Source organism: Hydrogenophaga sp. (assembly GCF_025699295.1).
Taxonomy (GTDB): Bacteria; Pseudomonadota; Gammaproteobacteria; order Burkholderiales; family Burkholderiaceae_C; genus Hydrogenophaga.
Genome location: NZ_JAILWB010000003.1, coordinates 243,601 through 264,478 on the forward strand (window position 1 = coordinate 243,601; position 20,878 = coordinate 264,478).

Here is a 20,878-nt window from a genome sequence, read left to right on the forward strand (position 1 = left end):
TAGGGACTTATATCGGAAGAGTCCCTCTGCCCAGTCGTGGATCTGGGGCTGGTGGGGCCGGTGGTCGTTCGCCTTCGTTGGGCGGATCGGGTGGCGGGGGTTCGTTCACTTCGCCATTCGCGATCTTGCGGGCCAGTTGGGGAGCCGCGGTGCTTGTACCGACCAGTCGGATGGCCGAACCACTGCGCACGCCGCCAGCCAGCAAGCCGGGCAAAAAATGGCTTTCGTCGGTGGGCAAGGCCCAGTCGGGGCGACGACCGGGGGGGGATTCCGACTGGGGACCAGATGACGAGTAGGGCGCCGCGATGGTCACTTCTCTGGACAGCACATAGCCCGCCGCCACCAAAGGGCCCGAACCTGGGGTGTTCGGACCGGCAATCCCGTTGAGCGTGCCTTCGCGCTTCACGATGCTCGCGTCGTTGTCCGATCTACTGGGGCGCACATGCCGATCGGGATCGTAGTCGGCATCGAACAGATAGGAGTCGCGCGTGCGGCGCTTCCCCCCCATGTTGGCGTTGCTGCGCGCGACGTAGATGTGCACCTGCTTGTCGGCGACATGGCTGTGCCCCGCGTGATCGACATCGATCAACCAGGTGCCGGATGCCGAAGTCGCTTCGTTGCCATGGGAGAAACCTGGCGCCAAAGCAAGCAACGCCATGATGCGCTCCCCATGCGGCACGACGGTGATGCCCCAGCTGTTGTCTTGAGTTGAAACAATCCCGCCCTCCTCTTGTTTTTGCACAAACGCCAGTTTCTCCCCGCATGGGGATGTGACGGTGATGCCCACCTCCCCCATATCAGTGCCGTCGGGCCACCACACCTCCAGGAACGAAGGGGTGTCGCCTCCGGGGGGCACGTGCCAGGCCAGCGACTTGCAACCCGATTTCAGTTCAAACTGGGCGTGGGCCCTGGCCTCAAAACTGTTGCCGGCAGGCAGAACGATGCTCAACCGGCTTTCGCTTTCAAGCCGCTCGGCGAACGCCTTCTCGAGCAGACTGCTGCCATCACGTGGGCCGGTCTGCGGGCCCCAGCTGATGTTCACCACGATGCGCGGGATTGCCTTGCCCGCTTGATCGATGATGTAGTCCAGCCCGTCTAACACCTGGCGACCCAGCCAGCGCCCGGTCGGGTCATCCACCGCAGTTTCCGGCAGTTGCACGAACACGATGGGTGCGCGGCTCGCCGGGTCGTCGGCCTGGTCCCAGATGGGTGCTTCCGAGGAACTGCCATCGGCGTGAGCATGCTCGCTGCGCAGGCGCGATGGACTCACGCGCGAGCTCACCGGCACCGGCCCCGCGAACACATCCATCACATGCGCGCCGTGCGTGGCCCGGCGGCGCATGTTCAGTAGTCGCAAGAACTCGTAGGCGGCGATGTCGTCGTGAGGAAATGTCTCGATGGCGGTAGACAGCTCTTTCGCGACCCAGCGCCGGCCATAGGAGTCGGGGTCTTCGGCTATCGGCTGGACGGGGTTCTGATCCCACAGGCGATGCACCCGCGATACGAACTCCGGTCGTGCAAACGGACAGCCGTCATCGATGATGCCCAGCAAGAGGTCGCCAGTATTCAGCGGGGGCAGGCCGGGGAAGCTTTCGTCGATCCGGGAGGCCGCCACGGGCGAAGCCAGTTCGATCTTGGTGAATATGGCCTTGAGCAAGTCCTGCTGGCCAAGCTGTTCGAGCAGCTTGATAGGCACGCTCGCGGATCGGAACTCATAGCCGGCTTCAGCCCCTTCCGGTGGGCCATCCAGCACTGCGCGCAGCAAAGCGACACGCTGGCTGGCTTCGTTGCCTGTCGGGGTCCGAATCCGCATTTCTGGCCGCAAAGCGAACAGCAGGGCGATCCGGTCTGCGACCGCGTCGGACGAGCGCAGCTTGTGGAAGTGGCGAAAGCCGGTCTGGCGTGCCCATTCGAGGTAGGCGTCGGCCAAGCCCTTGAAAAACAGTGGGAAGGTGTTCATGGGCGGTCTTCATCGGCCTGCGGGTGGCAATGGGCACGCCCTGGAGTTTGTGGCCCTGCCGCATTCCTGCAGGGCCAACGCGGTGAGGGTCTCCAGCAAGGGAGATGTCTCGATCTCGGCCTCGAACTTGGTTGCCACACAGGGCGCTGGCAAAGGGCACGATTCCGGATTGGCCCTCGCATTGGGGAAGTCCATACGAGCCGCCGCACATACCTCAAGATCGGCAAACAGGCATGCCCTTGCTTCGACGACTTGCTGCACTCCGCATTTGCGGAGGAAGAACTCGGCCATGGTGCGCCCGAGCCAGCGTCCCGGGATGGCGTCGATGGGAAAGTGCACGCCCGCAACGACCCGGTTGACGCTGATGCGCACTGCCTGCCTTTGCAGCTGCACGGCAGTGGGGTGTGCGTCTCCAAGGCACAACAGACTTTGGAGGATGTCGGCCAGCATGAAGGCCTGCGCCGCGTGGCCCATGGGATAGGTACCGTGACCCGGGGTGGTGATGATGGGCTGGATCTGAGGCGAATACTCCACCGGACGTTGGCATCCCAGGGCGTGCTTGAAACGCACCTCCACCGGTATGACCAGCGACAGGGCCGCCGACAGCCACTCAAAGGTCCATCGGTGTCGTTCGAGGTTCAGACCCGTGACGGCGGCAATGAACGCCGTCTGGTTGTCGATCTGCGCGAGGATCTCCGCCATGCGGTCCTCGCGCAGTTGGGCCCAGCACTCCACCAGCGGCAACTGCGCGGTGAAACATTCGACGGAAGGCCGCTGCAGGGCGAACAGAGCCTGGCCGCCATACTGCAGCACGATGCCGTCGGGCATGTCTGCGCTGAATGAGAGCCCTTCGTTGAGTGCGCTCTGTACCAGCGAGGCCCGGACCCAGCGGTCCCAGCGCAGCAGTGTGGCGGGGTCGTCCAGCTGTGGATGTGCCTTGAGACACTGCGCGCCACTGGACAGGTGGCTGTCGCGCACCATGGTCCCGTCCCGACTCATGATCAGCGCGGTGGCCACGAGCGGGTTGGCGAAGCCATCGGCAAGCGAGCCCGAGCCGCCAGACCCACCGCTTCCGCCGGAACCCCCCGACCCGCCAGACCCTCCCGATCCTCCGGATCCCCCCAGCGTCAGATTGCTGCCCCCCAAAGTGCTTCCGCCTATGCCTGACATGTCTGCCTCCCTGTGGTGTGGATGCCAGAACCTCGCGGCCCTATGCCGCGGGTATGCCGGCTTCGCCCAGTGCGCTGCTCATGAGCCGTCCGAATTCGGTGGCAGCGCTGGCCGAAGACTTCGTAAAGGCTGTTACCGTGTAGTCGGGCGACAGCCGCAGCAGGTTGTGGGCCGCTTCCCTGGCCTGCTGGTGCCGCTGGGCCAGCCAGCATGCGGTCACCAGAGCGCGGTGCGTGTGCAGGTGGGTGACGTTGCGCCGCAGTGAGCGTCTGCACAGGGCGATGGCGTGCTCATACTGACCCGCCACGATGGCGCTAGAAGCCGCCAGCGATTCGAAGTAATACAGGAGGGGGTCCATGGGCGACAGCGCCAACGCCTTCTGGCTGGCGGCCAGCGCCGCATCCACATGGTTGAGGAAGGTGTGTGCCACGCCACTGAAGAGCCAGGCCAGGGGTTCGCTTGGATTGATGTGCAGGGCTGACTCGATGCGCTCCACGGCCTTGCCGAAGTCGCGATCGAGATGCAGGTACACAAAGCCTTCCATCGCCAGGGCCAGACTCCTGGCCTCGGGCGATTCCTGCGCGAGTTGCGCGTGGTGCCGGGCGACGCCGGCGTTCTGCGCGGGGTAGTTCGTCAGACCGCGCGTGACCTGCAGCACGTACCACTTGGCTAGCCAGGCGTTGGCCACATGCAGTGTCGGATCTCGCTCCAGCAGCGCCATCAGCGCATCGCGACTGAACTGGAACTGCTGGTTCGTCGAACGGTGCATCAGGGTGATGCCTCCGAGGAGCAGGGTGTAGTTGTCTAGCGAGCTGATGGGTTGCTGCAGCGCGGCGGACACATGCGCAGAAAGGATCGCGTGGTGGGCGCCTGTGGCGATGGCGTGCACCAGTTCGCTCTCCAGCGAGAGCAGATCGCCCACGCTGCCCTGCATGTCGTCACACCAGACCACCTCCATGGACCGGGTGTCGGTCAACCTGACCTGCAACTCCAGGAGGCCGCTGAGGCTGGTCCCCACGACCTTGTAGCTGCCCGTCAGCACATAACGTGATTGCAGGTAGGCGTGGATCTGCGCAGGGTCCTCGTCGCGATCGCGAAAAGCGGTGCCCGTCAAGCGGGAGATGACCTCCACGTGCCGCGACCGCCCCAGTTGGGAGATGACCCGGTCGGCCACCAGCTCACCCACAGCGAAGTAGCGCGGGTCGTTGGTGCCGGCCTTAAACGGGATCACCGCGATGGCCGGCTGCGGTGCCTCTGCGTTCGTGGGGGCCGTCACCTGGAGATGTGGCCCGGGCGGGCCAAGACGGAAGGCACGAATCGGCGCAGGGAGGTGCTTGAGATAGCAGTCCCCAAGATCATCGATCTCTGCGTCCAGTCCCTCGGTCAGCAGGTCGCGCGCGCTGCTGCTGGCGATGGTTTCACCCGGGCCTGCCAAAGACGCTAGTTGCGCCGTCAGATGGACACCCAGTCCTGCGACGGTACCGTCGGCAACATAGACCTGCGCTGCGTGCAGGCCAATGCGCACATGCATTTGCTGCTCCAAGGAATGATCCCGGTTGGCAGGGCGGACAAGCTTGTGCAAGGCGCAGGCCACGCGGACGGCATCCCGCCCTGTGTCAAAGCCCGCCAGCAGGCCTTGGTTCAACGTCATGTAGATGCGACCACCGTTGCGGCCCATCAAGGCCGCCGCTTTACTCGAAAACACCTGCCACCGCGCGAGTACACCGGGCTCGTCATGGACCATCAACTGCAGCGCATGCGCCAGCTCTAGCATTAGCAGCACCTTGGTCGTGGGTTCGTTGGAAGACCGGCCTGCGTAGGCGCCGTTGGGGTCATTCGGCGCATCACGAAGGTCGCGGACGGATGGTGGTGCTTCGTCAGAGCGCGGCAGGGGCTTGTGCTTGGGCATGGGCTCATTGTCTGGATGGTCTCGGTTGCAGGCAAGACGCAGGTACACCAGATCGGTCGAAACCCACCCCCGATTGGGGAGAGGCCTGAGCGGAAACCACCCAATCGGGAGGGTGCAGGGAGAGGACTCCGCAGTTGCAATGCTCCTGTCGTCCTGGCCCACATCACAAGGAGCACCGCCATGTCATTTCTGCACCTACTTCCTGACCCACGGTCGGCACAACTCATCGTGCGATCCGTGATCGCGCCCGTCGTCCTGCTGGTGGCTGCCTGCGGCGGCGGCGGTGGTGATCCACCTCCCGCACCCACCGAATCGGTCTTTCTTTCGGGCACCGCCGCCACGGGCGCGCCCATGGTCGGTGCCACCATCGTCGTGTTCGACGCCACTGGCACCGAGGTGCAGGTCTGTCGCGATGCGTCGAACGCGGTGGTCGCCTGCACCACCGGTGCCGACGGACGTTTCACGCTGGGCCTGCGGGCCGGCGCCCAGGCGCCGCTGGTGTTCTCGGCCACGCCGGCCGATGGCGGGCTGACCCACGTCAGCATGCTGGACCAGGCCCAGGATGGTGACACCGTCAACGTCACGCCCATCACCACGCTGATTGCGGCGGCGCTTTCGCCCAGCGGCAATCCTCACACCCTGCAGCCGGGCGACTTTGACCCTGCCTCACTGCAGGCCGCGCTGGCCGAGATCGTGGCCGCGCTGCAGCCGCTGTTCGATGCGGTGGGCACGACCGTCAACCCGATCACCGGTGCCTTCGTGGCCGATGGCACCGGCCTGGACAGGGCGCTGGATGTGCTGGACGTGCAGATGGGTCCCGATGCGAACGGCGTCTTCGTGGTCTCCGCCGAAATCCGGCTCAATGGCGACGATGTGCAGCCCGCGTCGGTGGTCATTGCCGGGGGCGGCAATCCGGTCACGCAGAACATGGCCAGCGTGACGCCGGCGGCGCTGCCCGTGGACGGCGTGGCGCCGCTGCTGGCCGACCTGCTGCAGCGCATGGGCGCCTGCTACAACCTGCCGCATGCGATGCGCGTGAACACCGCCACCACGCCGCACAGCCTGATCGCCAGCGCCTGCACCGGCCTGTTCGTCGACGGCGACCCGGCCAGCTACCTGAGCAACGGCTACCGTGCAGGGCCCGGCGCTGCCTTCTCCGGCATGTTCGGCAACCGCGACACCAGTGGCCCGGCGGGTGTGCCCAATGCCCTGACCTACGACCAGCCGGTGTACGAATACACGCGCGACGGCGCCCACGCGGGTGACGTGGTGTTCACCTTCCGCTGGCGCGACCTGTTGGGCAACCAGGGCTGGGAGCAAGGCGTGGTGCGCATGCAGAACGATCGCTTTCACTTCATCGGCAACCAGTACGCCTACGACGCCCATGTGCGGCCCTATGTGCAGCGGCGGGAGTTCCTGGAGGCCGACTCCAGCGACTTCAGCTACTTCTCCACCGGCTACAACACCTGGGTGCGCAACCACCTCGATGGCGCGGGTAACCCCCTGTTCGACCGCGTGCAGTTCACCTCGCCCGGTGGGCGCGTTCTCACGGTCTGGCCCGCCGCCGGGCTCGACCGCCTGAACTACCGGTTGACCAACGGGACGGTGTCGTCCACCTCGGTGATCAACCTGCAATGGGGTTACTTCAGCGGTGGCAGCGTGGGCCCCTCGGGCACCGACCTGGCGGACCTGGAAACAGGGCGCGTCTTTGCGCGCGACGCGGCAGGCAACCCGCAGCCGTGGACCAGCGAACAAATCCAGGCGATTCCCAACCAGGGCAAATGGCGCCTGGACTTCTTCCTGGCAGGCAACGCCAGCAGTACACCCGACGCCACGCAATGGCACACCACACAGTCGCGCGCGCGGACACTGCCCGAGGTTCAGGCCATGACCTGGGCGGCCTTCGTGCCAGAGGTGGTGGGCATGATGCGCGCCGACATCGATGCCGCGCGTGGTGGCATTCCCTTCGACGCGCCGGATGTCATCGAGCTGCAGCCCACGCAGCCGGGCGACCCCTTGAACTACTGGAGCGTGCCTTCGGGCGCGCTGACGCCGACCAGCGTGCTCGTGAACGGCAGCTACACCGATGGCGTCATCACCCAGCGCTTCAACGATGGCCAGAGCGTGCGCACATCCATGAGGACCACGCGCATCTTCTGTGCGCGCGCCAGCGCCGCCGACGCCCACTGCGAGCTCGACGGCAGCGGCAACAGCACCGGCCGCTTCAACGCCGGTAGCGTTATCCACTCCATCGACCTCTGGGGTCGGACCGACCGCGGCGTGGAGCAGGCCAACCTGTATGCGCTGTACCGGCGCCTTCCGTGACGTTCGACTTGCATCAGCCTCTCAACGCCCCACACCGGGTTTTCACCAGGAGCCATGTCATGAAAACACTCAAGATTGCCATCCTTTCGGGTCTCTGCGCCATCGCAGCCGGCTGTGCCACACCGGGGCCCGGCGTTCCCAAGGAGTTTCCGCCGGACGCACAACCGGCCAACGCGCAGGTGCTCAAGGAGCGCCTGAGCGGACGCGGCTTTGTCGCGCGCCAGGCCAACGGCACAGGCTGGGACATGAACTACGCAGCGGACGGGCGCTTCGCCATGCGGCTGAGCAATGGCCAGACGGACCAGGGCCGCTGGCGCGCGGAGGACAACCGTGTCTGTATCGAATTCGAGGGCCGCTTTCCCAGTGGTTGCTCCGAGATGCGCGTGAGCCCCAGCCGGCTCTATCTCAAGCGCGGCTCGACCGGCGAGGTGGTGGCGTTCGACGCTGCTCGCTGATGTCGGTCATCACACCGGAGATGCATCATGAAAATCGCAACGACACGCAGACTTCTCCTGCTTGGCAGTGTGGGTGTACAGGCCTTGCTGGGTGGGTGTGCCGCTTTGACGTCGCCGAAGGAGCTGCCCGTGATCGAGGGCAGGGCAGGGCAACGAACCGGCGCGCTGGCCGTCACGGCCGAGCGAAGGGTCATTCTGTTTGAACAGGTGGAAGATGGCGCGGCTCAGCGAATTTGCGCAGAGCCCTCGCCAGATGTCGCCGAATCTCTGGTGAGTTCGATCAAGGCGATTGCGGAAGCCTCAGTCAAGAAGGGGACAACAGAAACCGACGCCAGCCTGGAATGGGACCGGTCGTTGGCGACGGCTGTCTCCAGCCTCTTCTTCAGATCACAGGGGATTCAATATCAACGCGATACAGCCTACGCTTTGTGCCAAGCCTATCTCAATGGGGCGCTGGACAAGGGGCAGTTTGTCACTGAGTACGCCAAGGTGCTGAACAACGCCAAGGAGTTGATCGCTGCGGAAATTCCGCACCTAGAGGCGCGAAAAGCCGAGTTGTCTGCCGTTCGTGCCGAAAACGCCCGCGATGTCGCCATGGAACAGGCGAAGGCGGCGGAGAAGTCGCTGCAATCCAGTCGCACGGCGGCCGAAGATGCCCGACGCACGGCAGTCGAAATTCAGAGGGCAGCACCGCTACTGAAATGAGGTGAGGTTGGTGTTCAGCCGCGCCGCGCCTGCTCGTACAACCCCTGCACCTTCGGCACGTTGGCCTCCAGCTCGCGGATGCGGTTGGGGCCGCTGGGGTGGGTGGAGAGGAAGCCCGGGCCGGCGCCGCCGCCGTTGGCGGTCATCTTCTGCCAGAGGCTCACGGCGGCGCGCGGCTGGAAGGCCGAGCGGGCTGCGAGTTCCAGGCCGACCAGATCGGCCTCGGTCTCGTCCTCGCGGCTGAACTTGAGCGTGAGCAGTTGCGTGCCCAGGTTCGCGGCCACGTCACCGAGCTGGCCCAGGCCCAGCAGTTGCGCGACGATGGACAGGCCCATGCCGGTGGCGCTGCTCTTGGCCACGCGCGAGCGGGCGTGCTCGCGCAGCGCATGCGCCATTTCATGGCCCATGATCATCGCGGTCTCGTCGTCGCTCAGGCCCAGCTTGTCCAGGATGCCGGTGTAGAACGCGATCTTGCCGCCGGGCATGCAGAAGGCGTTGACCTGCGCGCTCTGGATCAGGTTCACTTCCCATTTCCACTGCCGGGCCCGGTCGTTCCACTGCGCCGAATGGGGAATGATGCGTTGCGCGATGCCGCGCAGGCGCTGCACCTGCGGATGGCTGGCGGGCATCAACACCTTCTTGGCGCTGGCCTCGGCCATCATCTGCCCGTACTGCTGGCCGGCGGCGTTTTCAAGCTCCGCGGCAGGCACCAGATTGCGCAGGGCGGAGCCAGCGCCGACGTCGACCTGGGCCACCGCGGGCAGCGCGGCGGTCCCCGCCGCCGTGGCGCCTGCGAGCACAAAGGCGCGCCGGGCCGACCACACGTGTTCAGGCTGCGTGGCAGAGGGCTGGGAAGACTTCAGGTCGCAGAGCAGGCACATGCGTGAATAATAGTCAAAGCCGGGCGCTTGCGCCCGCCCGCGTCACCGTTCACCCCACTCCCGCATGTCCCCACCGCCCACGCTGCCGACGAGCGCCGCCGCCGAAGAACCCCAGGCGCCCGCGCGGCCCACCTGGGGCGAGACCCTGCGCGTCTACCTGGAGCCGGCCAGCCTGCGCATGTTCGCGCTGGGGTTTTCCGCCGGGCTGCCATTGCTGCTGGTGCTGGGCACGCTGAGCTTTCGCCTGCGCGAGGCCGGGCTGGACCGCACCACCATCGGCTATCTGAGCTGGGTCGGACTGGCCTATGGCTTCAAATGGTGCTGGGCGCCACTGGTGGACCGACTGCCGATTCCGCTGCTCACGCGCTGGATGGGCCGGCGGCGCAGCTGGCTGCTGCTGTCGCAGGGCTTCATCATGCTGTCGCTGGTGGGCATGGCGCTGGCCGATCCGCGCAGCGAACTCACGCTGGTGGTGTGGTGCGCGCTGGCGGTGGCGTTCGCCTCGGCCACGCAGGACATTGCACTGGACGCCTTCCGCATCGAGTCGGCCGACGTGCGCCACCAGGGCGCACTGGCTGCGACCTACCAGACCGGCTATCGCCTGGCCATGATCTGGGCCGGCGCCGGCGTGCTGTGGATCGCCGCGCGCGCCGAGGTGGCGCCGGCGGTGGCGAACGCGGGCGCCGCGCCGGGTGTGCTGTACCAGCAGGGTGCGTGGACCACGGCCTACCTGGTGATGGCCGTGAGCATGCTGGTGGGTGTGCTGACCGTGTTGTTCTCGCGCGAGCCGGCTCGCGTGGCCCTGCCGCCGGCGCGCAATGCGGCCGACTGGCTGCGCGGCGCGCTGATCGAACCGTTCGCTGATTTCCTCAAGCGCTACGGCCGGCAGGCGCTGCTGATCCTGGCGCTGATCGGCGTCTACCGCATCAGCGACGTGGTGATGGGCATCATGGCCAACCCGTTCTATGTCGACATGGGCTACACCAAGGACGAGGTGGCGGCCGTCACCAAGGTGTTCGGCGTCATCATGACGCTGGTGGGCGCCTTCATCGGCGGCGCGCTCTCGCTGCGCCTGGGCGTGATGCGCGTGCTCATGCTCGGCGCCATCCTGTCGGCCGCGAGCAACCTGCTGTTCGCCTGGCTGGCCGGCCACGGGCACGACGTGACCGCGCTGGTGCTGGTGATCTCGGCCGACAACCTGAGCGCGGGCGTGGCCTCGGCGGCCTTCATTGCCTATTTGTCAGGGCTGACCAATATCCGCTACTCGGCCACGCAGTACGCGCTGTTCAGCTCGATGATGCTGCTCGCGCCCAAGTGGCTTGCCGGCTACTCGGGCGCCTTTGTCGACGCCTACGACTACGCCACCTTCTTCACCGCGACCGCCTGCCTGGGCGTGCCCGTGCTGGGGCTGATCTGGCTGGCCACGCGCCTGGCCCCGGTGGACAAGACCTGAGACGCGCTCAGGCCGGGATCTCGGCCAGCAAGGCCTTGAGCGCGGGCTTCTGCACCTTGCCCAGTGCGGTTTTCGGCAGCGCGTCCAGCCGCTGCCAGCGGCGCGGCCACTTGTAGCGCGCCAGCCGACCGTCCAGGAACGCCTGCAATGTGGCGGCCCAGTCGCCATTCGCGCCGTCCCGCAGCACCACCACCGCCACCACCGCCTCGCCCCAGCGCGCGTCCGCCTGGCCGATCACAGCGCATTCGGCCACCAGCGGGTGTTGCGCCAGCAGGTTCTCGATCTCGGCCGGGTAGATGTTCTCGCCGCCGGAGATCAGCATGTCCTTGGCGCGGCCCACCACGGTGAAGCTGCCATCGGGCGCCTGCTGTGCCAGGTCGCCACTGTGGAAGAAGCCCCCGGCGTCGCAGGCGGGCAGGTCGGGCCAGTAGTGCCGCACCACGTTCGGCGCGCGCACCCACACCTCGCCGACCTCGCCGTCGTTCACGGGCTGGCCCTTCGGGTCGCGCAGGGTCACCTCCACACCCGGTGCAGGCCAGCCACAACTGCCCAGATGACTGGTGGAGTGCCCGGGCGCCAGGGCGATCGAGAACGGCCCGGTCTCGGTGCTGCCGTAGACGTTGCACACCGGCACGCCGCGCGCGTGCACGGCTTCAACAAGCGGCGCGGGCAGCAAGCTGGAGCCGGCCCAGATGGCGCGCAGACCCGAGAGGTCGGTGCCGGCCCAGGCAGCGTGCGCGGTGAGCGCCTGCAGGGTGGCGGGCACCTGCAGCGTCAGGCTGGGGCGCTCGCGTTCGATGGCCTGCAGCGTGGCGGTGGCGTCGAAACGGGCATGCAGCAACACCTGCGCGCCGACCGACAGCGCTGGCAGGGTCTGGATGCACAGGCCGCCGACGTGGAACAGCGGCAGCACGGTGAGCACGGTGTCGCGCTCGCTCAGGCCCTGTACCTGCGCGGCAATGGCCATGTTGGCCAGCAGGTTGCCCTGGGTGTGTACCGCACCCTTGGGAGCGCCGGTGGTGCCCGAGGTGTAGACCAGCAGGACCGGGTGGTCGGCCGTGCCCGTGCATGGCATGTCCGGTGTGTCAACCGGCTCGGGCGCGAACGCGTGCACCGGCAGTGCGGCGGTTGCGGTCGTCTGTTGCACCAGCGACTGTGCCGCGTCGGCCAGGGCGTCGTCGTGCAACAGCAGCGCGGGCGTGCAGTCCCGCAGCACGGCAGACCACTCGGCCGGCGCGAGGCGGTGGTTCAGCGGCACCAGCAGCGCGCCCAGGCGCGCCAGTGCGAACAGCAGTGCGATCTGCGCGGGGTGGTTCAAGCCGAGCCAGGCCACGCGGTCGCCGGCCTGTACGCCGTGCGTGCCGGCGAGCATGTGCGAGATGGCCAGGGCTCGCTGTGCGAGCGCGTGAAACGAGAGGCAGGCCCAGTGCACGTCTGGTGGCGTGCCCTGGCCCGGGTCGTGCCAGCGCAGCGCCACCGACGTGGGTCGCTCCAGCGCCAGCCGGTCGATCAACGCCGCCAGCGAGGGCGCTGGCAGGGTGGGAGCGGGAGAGGTGGGAGCCGGCATTTACAGGACTTTACGCGAGCCGCGAACCCGGTTCACCGACCGCTGGCACCATGGGCCTTTCCGGACCACGCCGCTACACTGAAAACCATGACATCCCGCCTGCTGATGATTGAAGACGACAGCCGCCTGGCCCAGATGGTGGTGGAGTATCTGGGCCAGTCGGGCTTCGAGGTGACCCACGCCGCTGACGGAGAGCAGGGGCTTGAGCAACTGCAGCTGCTGCAGCCCGAACTGGTGATCCTGGACCTGATGATGCCGGGCATCGATGGCCTGGAGGTGTGCCGCCGCATCCGCGCGTTGCACGGCGACGCGGCGCGTGTGCCGGTGATCATGCTCACCGCCAAGGGCGACCCCATGGACCGCGTGATCGGCCTGGAGATCGGGGCCGACGACTACCTGCCCAAGCCGTTCGAGCCGCGCGAGCTGCTGGCGCGCGTGCGCGCCGTGCTGCGCCGCCGCGGAGAAGGAGGCGGTGGCGGCAATGGCAGCGTGTCGCGCACCACGCCGGTGCTGCGTTTCGGCTCGCTCGACATCGACCGCGACGCGCGCACCGTGCAGGTGGCGGGCCAGTTGTGCGAGCTCACCTCGTACCAGTTCGACCTGCTGGTGGCCATGGCCGAACGCGCCGGGCGCGTGCTCACGCGCGACCAGATCATGGAGGCCGTGCGCGGGCGCGAGCTCGAAGCCTTCGATCGCTCCATCGACGTGCACATCGGCCGCATCCGCAACGCGATCGAAGCCGACAGCAAGGACCCCAAGCGCATCCTCACGGTACGCGGTGTGGGTTACGTGTTCGCCAAGCAGCAGGAATGAGAAGCCTGTTCGGTTCCCGGCTGTACGTGCGCATCTGGCTCGCCGTGGTGGCGGCCGTGACCGTGCTCACGCTGGTGGTGGGCTGGCTGTGGCAGCAGGCGCTTGACCGAGACCGCGCCGAGCGAGAGGCGCGCGTGACCCGCACCATCATCGTGCGAGACGGTGCGCGCGACATCATCGGCCAGGCACCTGCGCGCGCGGTGAGCATTCCGGGCGAAGGCTGGGAGTTCGAGGTGGCGATGAAGGACGGGCAGACGCTGTATGTGCTGCTGCCGCGCTCGAACCGGTCTGCGAACAACCCAGGGCGCCGGGCACCCGAATGGCTGCAGACGCCCACCGGCTTCGCCTGGCTGCTGGGCCTGGTGGCTCTGGCGGTGGCGTTCGGTGCGTACCCCATCGTGCGGCGACTGACCAAGCGGCTCGAAGCATTGCAGAAGGGCGTGGAGCGCTGGGGCGAGGGCGACCTGTCCACCCGCCTGCCGGTGCAGGGTCAGGACGAGGTGGCCTTTCTCGCGGCCCGCTTCAACACGGCGGCCGAGCGGGTGCAGACGCTGCTGCAGTCACACAAGTCGCTGCTGGCCAACGCCTCGCACGAGCTGCGTTCACCACTGGCGCGCATCCGCATGGGCCTGGAGCTGATCGGACGTGACAGCGCCAGCGCCGGGCAACGGGCCGAAATCGGCCGCAGCATCGACGAGCTGGACCAGTTGATCGACGAGATCCTTCTGGCCAGCCGGCTGGACCTGCGCGACGCGCGCGACGCGTCCGCCCTGGGGCCGACTGAAGAGGTGGATCTCGTGGGGCTGGCCGCCGAGGAGTGCGCGCGCACCGGTGCGGAACTGGAGATCGCGCCGGGTGCGTCACCGGTGCTTGTACAGGGGCAGGCGCGGCTGCTGCGTCGCGTACTGCGCAACCTGCTGGAGAACGCCCGCCGCTATGGTGTGCAGGCGTCCAGAGGGGACGAGGTGCCGGTGCGGCTGAGCATTCTGGCGCCGGTGGCTGGCCCCGATGGCCGCCGCGCCGTCCTGTGGGTGGAAGACCGGGGCCCGGGCGTGCCGCCCGATCTGCGCGAGCGCATATTCGAGGCGTTCTACCGTCTGCCGGGCGCGAGCGAGCGCGAAGGCGGGGTGGGCCTGGGCCTGTCGCTGGTGAAAACCATCGTCGAGCGCCACGGAGGCCGCGTGCGCTGCGAAGACCGCCCCGGCGGCGGTGCGCGCTTCGTGGTGGACCTGCCGGCGTGACCGCTGTTGCGGGGGGATGCGCGCCGCCTGTCCGCGTGCAAGGCCTCCGGTCCTTCTTGTCGGCCATGACGCGATCGGGGCAGTTCCTTGATTTCCTGGGAGATTTTCGGGTTTTATTACCCAGAGAAATCAGCCCCTTCCCACAAATGGGGGATGGCAGAAACCCATGCCGCGGCGCACAATTCGCGGCGATGCTGTCACAACATCACAACAACAGATCCGGCAAACACCATACGTCATGAAAAACGTTTGAATCTGGTCTCCCAACGACGTCCCTTCAAGGACTTTCAAAAGCCGCCGCAAGGCGGCTTTTTTTTCGACGGGTCCGTCAGACGGGCTGGGTTTCCAGGTTGTTGCCGGGCGAGGAGTGCACCCAGTCCACCAGTTCACCCGAGGGCTGGTAGCCCTGCACGCACACTTGCAGGATGGCGCGCATGGCGGCCACATCGTTGCGGGTCATGGCCTGGTCCAGCGTCTTCAGCACGGTCTGCAGTTCGTCCCACGGCAGGCTGTCTTCCAGCGCTTTCATGATGCGCGCGTGCTGCGTGGGCTGTGGGTTGTCGCCGATCAGCAGTTCCTCGTACAGCTTCTCGCCGGGCCGCAGCCCGGTGATCTGGATCTCGATATCGCCACTGGCGCTCTGTTCGTCCTTCACTGTCAGGCCCGAGAGCTCGACCATGCGCCGGGCGAGATCGATGATGCGCACCGGCTCACCCATGTCGAGCACGAACACGTCGCCGCCGTGCGCCATGGCGCCGGCCTGGATGACCAGCTGCGCGGCCTCGGGAATGGTCATGAAATAGCGGGTGATGTCCGGGTGCGTGAGGGTGATGGGCCCGCCATTGCGGATCTGTTCGCGAAACAGCGGCACGACGGAGCCGCTGGAGCCCAGCACGTTGCCGAAGCGCACCATGGCGAAGGTGGTGCCGCCACCGGGTGCCGTATCGGCGAGCGACTGCAACACCATCTCGGCCAGGCGCTTGCTTGCGCCCATGATGTTGGTGGGGCGCACCGCCTTGTCGGTGCTGATGAGGACGAAGTTCGCCACGCCGGCGTTCTGCGCTGCCTGGGCGGTGACCCAGGTGCCCCATACGTTGTTGCGCAGACCTTGCACCGGGTTGTGCTCGACCAGGGGAACGTGCTTGTACGCGGCGGCGTGGTAGACCGTGTCCGGTCGCCACGTCTGCATGATCTGGTTGATGCGCGCCTCGTCCTGCACCGAAGCGAGTAGGGGGACCAGGCGCACTGCTGGCGCGGTGGATGCATCGGCGTGCTCGCCGGCTTCCAGTGCTTCGACCGGGTCACCCGGCAGCGCGAGCAGCTCGCGGTGGATCTGGTACAGCGCGAACTCGCTGTTCTCCACCAGCAGCAGGGTGTGTGGCTGGCAGGCGGCAATCTGGCGGCACAGCTCGCTGCCGATGCTGCCTCCAGCACCCGTGATCGCGACCACCTTGCCACGGATCAGACGGTTGAGCAGTGCCTCGTCGGGCATCACCGGTTCGCGGCCCAGCAAGTCTTCGATGTCGAGTTCGCGCACGTCGCTCAGCGTGACGCGACCGGACGCCAGGTCCGACATGCCCGGCAGGGTGCGCACATGCACCGGCAGATGGCGCAGGTTGTCCAGGATCTCCAGGCGCCGCTGGCGCGGGACCGAGGGCAGCGCAAGGAGGATGTCAGTCACACCCAGTTCGGGAATGAGTCGGACGAGCTCTGCTGGGTCATGCACCATGCGACCGTCCAGGCTGTTGCCTTGAAGCTGGTCGTCGTCGTCCACAAAGCCGAGCAAGCGGTGTTCGCTACCGCGCGCGAGCGCGGCCGCGAGCTGCCGCCCCGCCAGGCCTGCACCATAGATCAGGATGCCCGGCAAGTGCTGGCGTTGCAGCAGTGTGCGGTATAGCCCGCCCAGCCAGTAACGCACCACCACGCGACTGAATCCGACCGCGACCAGCAGCAGCAGCGGCTGGATCACACCCACGGTGCGCGGCACGCCAGGGACGCTGACCACTGTGAACACCGTGGCATAGAACAGGCCGTACAGCACCATGGCCTGCGCCAGGTTGACCATGGCATTCCAGCCGGCGTAGCGGAAGATGGCGCGGTACAGGCCGAAGCGGATGAAGAGCGGCAGGGCGATCAGCACCGAAACGGCGATGGCCCACGCGTGCGCAGGCGTGAGCCGGACCCAGTGCTCCAGCCGCAGGCACAGCGCCAGCCAGACAGTAAGCGCGCACAGCGCGATGTCGACAGCGACGGCAAAGAGCCGCTTGGCCGTGCGCGGCATGTGCAGCAGGGTGGACGCGGTCGCACCCCGATGATCCTTGTTGTCCATTTGCCCCTGTTTCATGTTCTTGTTGTGTTCAGTGCGCCACGCCGTCCCGGCGCAGCACCTTCACGAACGTCAACCAGAGGATGCGCAGGTCAAAACCCAGGCTCTGGCGCCGCAGGTATTCTGCATCCAGCGCCACCTTCTGCGGGATCGGCAGTTCGTCGCGTCCGTTCACCTGCGCCCAGCCCGTCAGACCGGGCGTCAGTTCGTGCACCCCATGCTGCGTGCGCAGGGCAATGAGATCGTCCTGGTTGAACAGCGCGGGGCGCGGCCCGACGAAACTCATGTCGCCCTTGAGGATGCTCCAGAGTTGGGGCAACTCGTCCAGGCTGCTCTTGCGCAGGAACGGGCCGATGGGGGTGAGGTACTTCGCCGGATCACTCAGCAGGTGCGTGGCCACGGCGGGCGTGTCGGTGCGCATGCTGCGGAACTTGGGCATGCGGAAGATGCGGTTGTGGCGGCCCACACGGTCGGACCAGTAGAGGGCCGGGCCGGGGGAGGTGAGCCGCACCGCGAGCGCGACCAGAACCACAGGCGCGAGCAGCACGGCGCCCGCGCACAGCGCGAGCAGCAGGTCAAACAGGCGCTTCATGGTCGGGGCACCATGCCAGCGGCCGCGCGGCGCAGGCCTTCGTCCACACCGATCGGCGGCGTCCAGCCCAGCGTCTCGCGCGTGTGGGTGATGTCGATCTGCAGGTTGCCGAGCAGACGCTGCGCCATGTCGCCTTTTCCCACCAATGCGGCGCCCAGCTTCAATAGCGCAGGCGGCACCGGCAGCAGGCGCGCGGGCTTGCTCATCGCCTGGCCCATGCGCCGCAGAAGATCAGCGGTGGACAGGTCCTCGCCATCACTCACCAGGAAGGTCTGGTTGGCCGCGGCCGGATGATCGATGCAGGTGATAAGCAGGTCGACCAGGTTGTCCAGCGCCACCAGGCTGCGGCGGTTGCCGGTGACCGAGCCCAAAGGCAAGGGCAAGCCGCGCTGCACGGCGCGCATGAGGGCCGCGAAGTTGGCCTTGACACCAGGCCCATAGACCAGCGGGGGGCGGACGATGACGACCTCCATGCCGGTGGCCGCGGCAATCTCGCGCAGCCCGTCTTCGGCTTCGCGCTTGGAGATGCCATAGGGATCCTGTGGTGCAGGAGTGTTGGCGGCGGAGAAAGGGTGGCCGGCTTCGGTGGATTCGCCGTTGACCTTGACCGAGCTGACGAAGATGAAACGGCGAATGCCGGCGGCGGCGGCCTGGCGGGCGAGGGTGAGCGTACCGGCGGTGTTGACGACGCGAAAGGCAGCCAGCGGATCGGCAGCGCGGTCGTTCATGACGTGGACGCGGGCGGCGAGGTGGATGACCGTCTCTGTGCCTGCGAGTGCGGCGCGCGAGCTAGCGCTGGCGTCCAACGAGGGCATCCGCATAGTTGTTACCTCGGTCGGCAGATCGTCATCGCGGGGTATGCGTTGGCCCGCCCGGATCGGTTGACCGCCCCGCGATGCCAGGCGTTTTAGCAGGGCGCGGCCGACAAGGCCAGTGCTGCCTGTCACCAGGAGGCTCATGGCCGGATCATTTCCATGAGCTTGGCTGGGTACTTGGACAGGATCTTCAGCAGATTGGTGCGAATGCCATTCTCGCGGCATGATTGCAGCACCTCACGGTTGAGTCGCCACTTGCTGCGCAGGCCGGCATTGCTGACGCCGCCTGCCTGCATGCGCACCAGCACCTGTGGCAGATGCTTGTAGCGCAAATGCCCTGGCCCAAATGCCCGGGCAATGAAGTCGAAATCGCCCGCAATCCGGAAGTGCGTGCGAAAGCCGCCGACCTGTTCATATATGGTGCGCTTCATGAACAAGGCGGGATGTGCCGGCATCCAGCCATACGCCAGGCGATCAGGGCGGAATCGGTCCGAGCGGTAGCGGCGCACGGTCTGTTCAGGGGCCGCGGGGCGAAAGAATGCCACATCGCCGAACAGGGCATCCAGATGGCGGTCCTGCATCTCGCATGCCACACGCGAGAGCACGCCATCGTCGGCGTACGCGTCGTCGGCGTTGAGAAAGCAGACGATGTCACCCGTGGCGCGGTCGATGCCTTTGTTCATGGCGTCATAGATACCCTTGTCGGGCTCGCTGACGACGACGGCCAGACTTTTGCGGTGCCGGTCGATGATGGATAGCGTGCCATCTGTGGATCCGCCATCAATCACGATGTGCTCCACTTCGGACCAATCCTGTGAGGCCACCGAGCGCAGCGCGCGCTCGATAGTGCCGGCGCTGTTGAAGCAGACGGTGATGACCGAGATGTGCATGACCATGCTTGTGTCGGATCAAGGCGTAGAGACGATGGGCGATCGGCGAAACGTCGCCTGCGCCATGGTCTGGCTGAAGGAAATGCCGATGCCCGCGCCGGGATACCAATGATCGGCTGGCTGCTCGGCAAAGAAGAGGAAATGCCGCCCTTGCTCGGTGGAGAAACGCGACAGCTTGTCCGTGACATGGCTGTTGTCTCCCAGGATCAAGCCGTTCGGGGACAGCTTGCCAACGATGGTCTGGTATTCGCGGTACTCGTAGTCGGCGCTGTGGTCGCTGTCGTTGATGAAGAGATCGATGGTTTGGTCGAACTGCTGCAGGGATTCGATCGAGTCGCCGTAAAGAATCTGACCGAAGTGTGCGTACTCACCGCCGAGCAGTTTGCCTGCACTCTCCCGGAGTTCCGTGCCGTAGTACCGACCTGCATGTCCCTCGGCCGCGTTGCGCATCAATGCGCTCGTGATCACGCAAGCACCAACCCCGTGGTCCACGCCTGTTTCGATGATCACCTGTGGCTTCAGGCAGCGTATGAAGGCGTACCAACCCAGACGGCGGCCAAACTCGACTTGGATGTCTTTGCCGTATCCGGCCGAGGAAATTCCGCGCTTGATATGCGCGCGCAGTTCGTTGTCGGATTCCAGCTCGTCGAAGTAGCGCGTGATCTCGATGTAGGGTGCGCCGCTGACTGCTGCCACGGTGTGGGCCAGCTGATCCCTGTTGCGGGAGGTCAGCTTGTAGTAGAAGTTGGAGTCCTCGGTGTCCAGCCATGCCCAGCGCTTGATGTACGCGATCTGCCGTGCATAGTGACTCATTGCGAACCTGCGCCGGTAAATTGCGCGCGCCAAGGGCATGAGCCCGATCGCTTTCAGCGTGGTCTTCAGTTGCTCTTTGGAAGGCTTTGAAAGGTTCATCGAAGTAGATACCTTGGGTGAATGCGAAAGATCGCTTGAGGCAGCGCCTTAAAGGCGAAAACTCAGGATATGTTCGCCGTCAACAAGAAAGTCACGCGGGCGCCGGGATATGGCCTGCAGCAGCGCATGGGCCGTTGCTTGTCCGGGCAACATCCAGTCGTGGGTCTCGATAACGATGGCCTGCGCGTGCTGCACCCACTCCGTGTTGGCCGAGAACAGCTCTCGCTCGAAGCCTTCGATGTCAATCTTGGCCAGCAGCAGATCGTCAAGACTGGCGCCCGCCTGCGTCACCAGGCTGGCAATGGCGTAACCTTTCACTTCACCCGTGGCATCGAGTTCGGTGCGGAACGCATCGGCGCCCTTGTCGGTATGGGTCAGGGCCAAGCGGCAGTCGGCCGATGCGACCGCACCCTGCAAGAGTGTGACATTGGGGCAGGCACGCGTGTTGTAGGCCGCGAGCCGAACGTTTTCGGCGTCCGGCTCAACCGCAATAACCTTGGCGGCGGGAAACTCGCTGCCAAGCCAGAACGCACTGAAACCGATGTTGGCACCACAATCCAGGATCACCGGGACGCGCCCCCGGGCCACCATCTCGGCATAGCGTGCTTTCAGCGTCGCACCCTGGGGGAAGCGGTCGAAGTCGAGTGCGGAGGTGGCCAGACATTGGTCATATGCCCAGTAGTCCGACAACTGCGGCCGGACACGAAAGCCATGCCACCTACCGGTGCGCCTATCGTAGAGCAGGCGCCGGCTGCGGCTGAGCAAGGAGGGCAGGAGGTCGAGCAGCTTGCGCCGGCGCAGGACGGCGCTGCCCAGGCGTTGCAGCCAGCGCACCAGCCAGACTAGGTGAGACAGGCGTTTCAT

Annotated in this window: 17 protein-coding genes; 6 read left to right on the forward strand and 11 right to left on the reverse strand. The window is 66.2% G+C overall.

Features of this window, described 5'->3' with window-relative positions:
- Positions 1 to 7: 7 nt before the first annotated feature.
- The 3 genes from K5880_RS04280 to K5880_RS04290 all read right to left on the reverse strand — a co-directional run bounded on the left by K5880_RS04280 (position 8) and on the right by K5880_RS04290 (position 5,039).
- Positions 8 to 1,960, reverse strand: a complete 1,953-nt coding sequence (locus K5880_RS04280; protein ID WP_297649134.1) for a hypothetical protein — start codon at positions 1,958 to 1,960, stop codon at positions 8 to 10.
- Positions 1,961 to 1,969: 9 nt separating this feature from the next.
- Positions 1,970 to 2,977, reverse strand: coding sequence for a phosphatase PAP2 family protein (locus K5880_RS04285; protein ID WP_297649136.1), 1,008 nt, complete (start codon positions 2,975 to 2,977; stop codon positions 1,970 to 1,972).
- Positions 2,978 to 3,170: 193 nt separating this feature from the next.
- A complete protein-coding gene (locus K5880_RS04290) occupies positions 3,171 to 5,039 on the reverse strand; it encodes a hypothetical protein (RefSeq protein ID WP_297649138.1) in 1,869 nt (622 codons plus the stop codon).
- Positions 5,040 to 5,219: 180 nt separating this feature from the next.
- On the opposite strand from K5880_RS04290, the gene K5880_RS04295 reads away from it, so the two are divergent.
- From K5880_RS04295 to K5880_RS04305, 3 genes are read left to right on the forward strand one after another with little or no spacing between them, the layout of a single operon-like run.
- A complete protein-coding gene (locus K5880_RS04295) occupies positions 5,220 to 7,364 on the forward strand; it encodes a carboxypeptidase-like regulatory domain-containing protein (RefSeq protein WP_297649140.1) in 2,145 nt (714 codons plus the stop codon).
- Positions 7,365 to 7,423: 59 nt separating this feature from the next.
- Positions 7,424 to 7,819, forward strand: coding sequence for a hypothetical protein (locus K5880_RS04300; RefSeq protein WP_297649142.1), 396 nt, complete (start codon positions 7,424 to 7,426; stop codon positions 7,817 to 7,819).
- 27 nt (positions 7,820 to 7,846) lie between these two features.
- Positions 7,847 to 8,524 (forward strand): hypothetical protein, encoded by a 678-nt coding sequence (locus K5880_RS04305; RefSeq protein WP_297649144.1) that lies wholly within the window; start codon positions 7,847 to 7,849, stop codon positions 8,522 to 8,524.
- A gap of 14 nt (positions 8,525 to 8,538) precedes the next feature.
- Here K5880_RS04305 and K5880_RS04310 read toward each other — a convergent pair whose 3' ends face one another.
- Positions 8,539 to 9,405 (reverse strand): M48 family metallopeptidase, encoded by an 867-nt coding sequence (locus K5880_RS04310; RefSeq protein ID WP_297649146.1) that lies wholly within the window; start codon positions 9,403 to 9,405, stop codon positions 8,539 to 8,541.
- A 64-nt stretch (positions 9,406 to 9,469) separates the two neighbouring features.
- Between K5880_RS04310 and K5880_RS04315 the strand changes: the two genes are divergently transcribed.
- Positions 9,470 to 10,858: an MFS transporter gene (locus K5880_RS04315; RefSeq protein WP_297649147.1), complete on the forward strand. Its 1,389-nt coding sequence runs from the start codon at positions 9,470 to 9,472 to the stop codon at positions 10,856 to 10,858.
- Between the two features lie 7 nt (positions 10,859 to 10,865).
- Here the strand turns inward: K5880_RS04315 and K5880_RS04320 are convergent, their stop codons facing one another.
- On the reverse strand, positions 10,866 to 12,425 hold the full coding sequence (locus K5880_RS04320) for an AMP-binding protein (RefSeq protein ID WP_297649149.1): 1,560 nt from the start codon (positions 12,423 to 12,425) through the stop codon (positions 10,866 to 10,868).
- Positions 12,426 to 12,512: 87 nt separating this feature from the next.
- On the opposite strand from K5880_RS04320, the gene K5880_RS04325 reads away from it, so the two are divergent.
- Both K5880_RS04325 and K5880_RS04330 read left to right on the forward strand, forming a co-directional pair.
- On the forward strand, positions 12,513 to 13,238 hold the full coding sequence (locus tag K5880_RS04325; RefSeq protein ID WP_297649150.1) for a response regulator transcription factor: 726 nt from the start codon (positions 12,513 to 12,515) through the stop codon (positions 13,236 to 13,238).
- Positions 13,235 to 14,479, forward strand: a complete 1,245-nt coding sequence (locus K5880_RS04330; protein ID WP_297649152.1) for an ATP-binding protein — start codon at positions 13,235 to 13,237, stop codon at positions 14,477 to 14,479. The genes K5880_RS04325 and K5880_RS04330 overlap by 4 nt, the downstream gene beginning before the upstream one ends.
- A 328-nt stretch (positions 14,480 to 14,807) precedes the next feature.
- Here K5880_RS04330 and K5880_RS04335 read toward each other — a convergent pair whose 3' ends face one another.
- From K5880_RS04335 to K5880_RS04360, 6 genes are read right to left on the reverse strand one after another with little or no spacing between them, the layout of a single operon-like run.
- A complete protein-coding gene (locus tag K5880_RS04335) occupies positions 14,808 to 16,823 on the reverse strand; it encodes a nucleoside-diphosphate sugar epimerase/dehydratase (RefSeq protein WP_297649154.1) in 2,016 nt (671 codons plus the stop codon).
- A 13-nt stretch (positions 16,824 to 16,836) separates the two neighbouring features.
- On the reverse strand, positions 16,837 to 17,397 hold the full coding sequence (locus K5880_RS04340) for a sugar transferase (RefSeq protein WP_297649156.1): 561 nt from the start codon (positions 17,395 to 17,397) through the stop codon (positions 16,837 to 16,839).
- Entirely contained in the window at positions 17,394 to 18,356 is a 963-nt protein-coding gene (locus K5880_RS04345; RefSeq protein WP_297649158.1) for an SDR family oxidoreductase, read from the reverse strand. The genes K5880_RS04340 and K5880_RS04345 overlap by 4 nt, the downstream gene beginning before the upstream one ends.
- On the reverse strand, positions 18,353 to 19,108 hold the full coding sequence (locus tag K5880_RS04350; RefSeq protein WP_297649160.1) for a glycosyltransferase family 2 protein: 756 nt from the start codon (positions 19,106 to 19,108) through the stop codon (positions 18,353 to 18,355). The genes K5880_RS04345 and K5880_RS04350 overlap by 4 nt, the downstream gene beginning before the upstream one ends.
- Before the next feature lie 12 nt (positions 19,109 to 19,120).
- Positions 19,121 to 20,014, reverse strand: a complete 894-nt coding sequence (locus K5880_RS04355; RefSeq protein WP_297649162.1) for a class I SAM-dependent methyltransferase — start codon at positions 20,012 to 20,014, stop codon at positions 19,121 to 19,123.
- A 48-nt stretch (positions 20,015 to 20,062) separates the two neighbouring features.
- On the reverse strand, positions 20,063 to 20,878 hold the full coding sequence (locus K5880_RS04360) for an FkbM family methyltransferase (protein ID WP_297649164.1): 816 nt from the start codon (positions 20,876 to 20,878) through the stop codon (positions 20,063 to 20,065).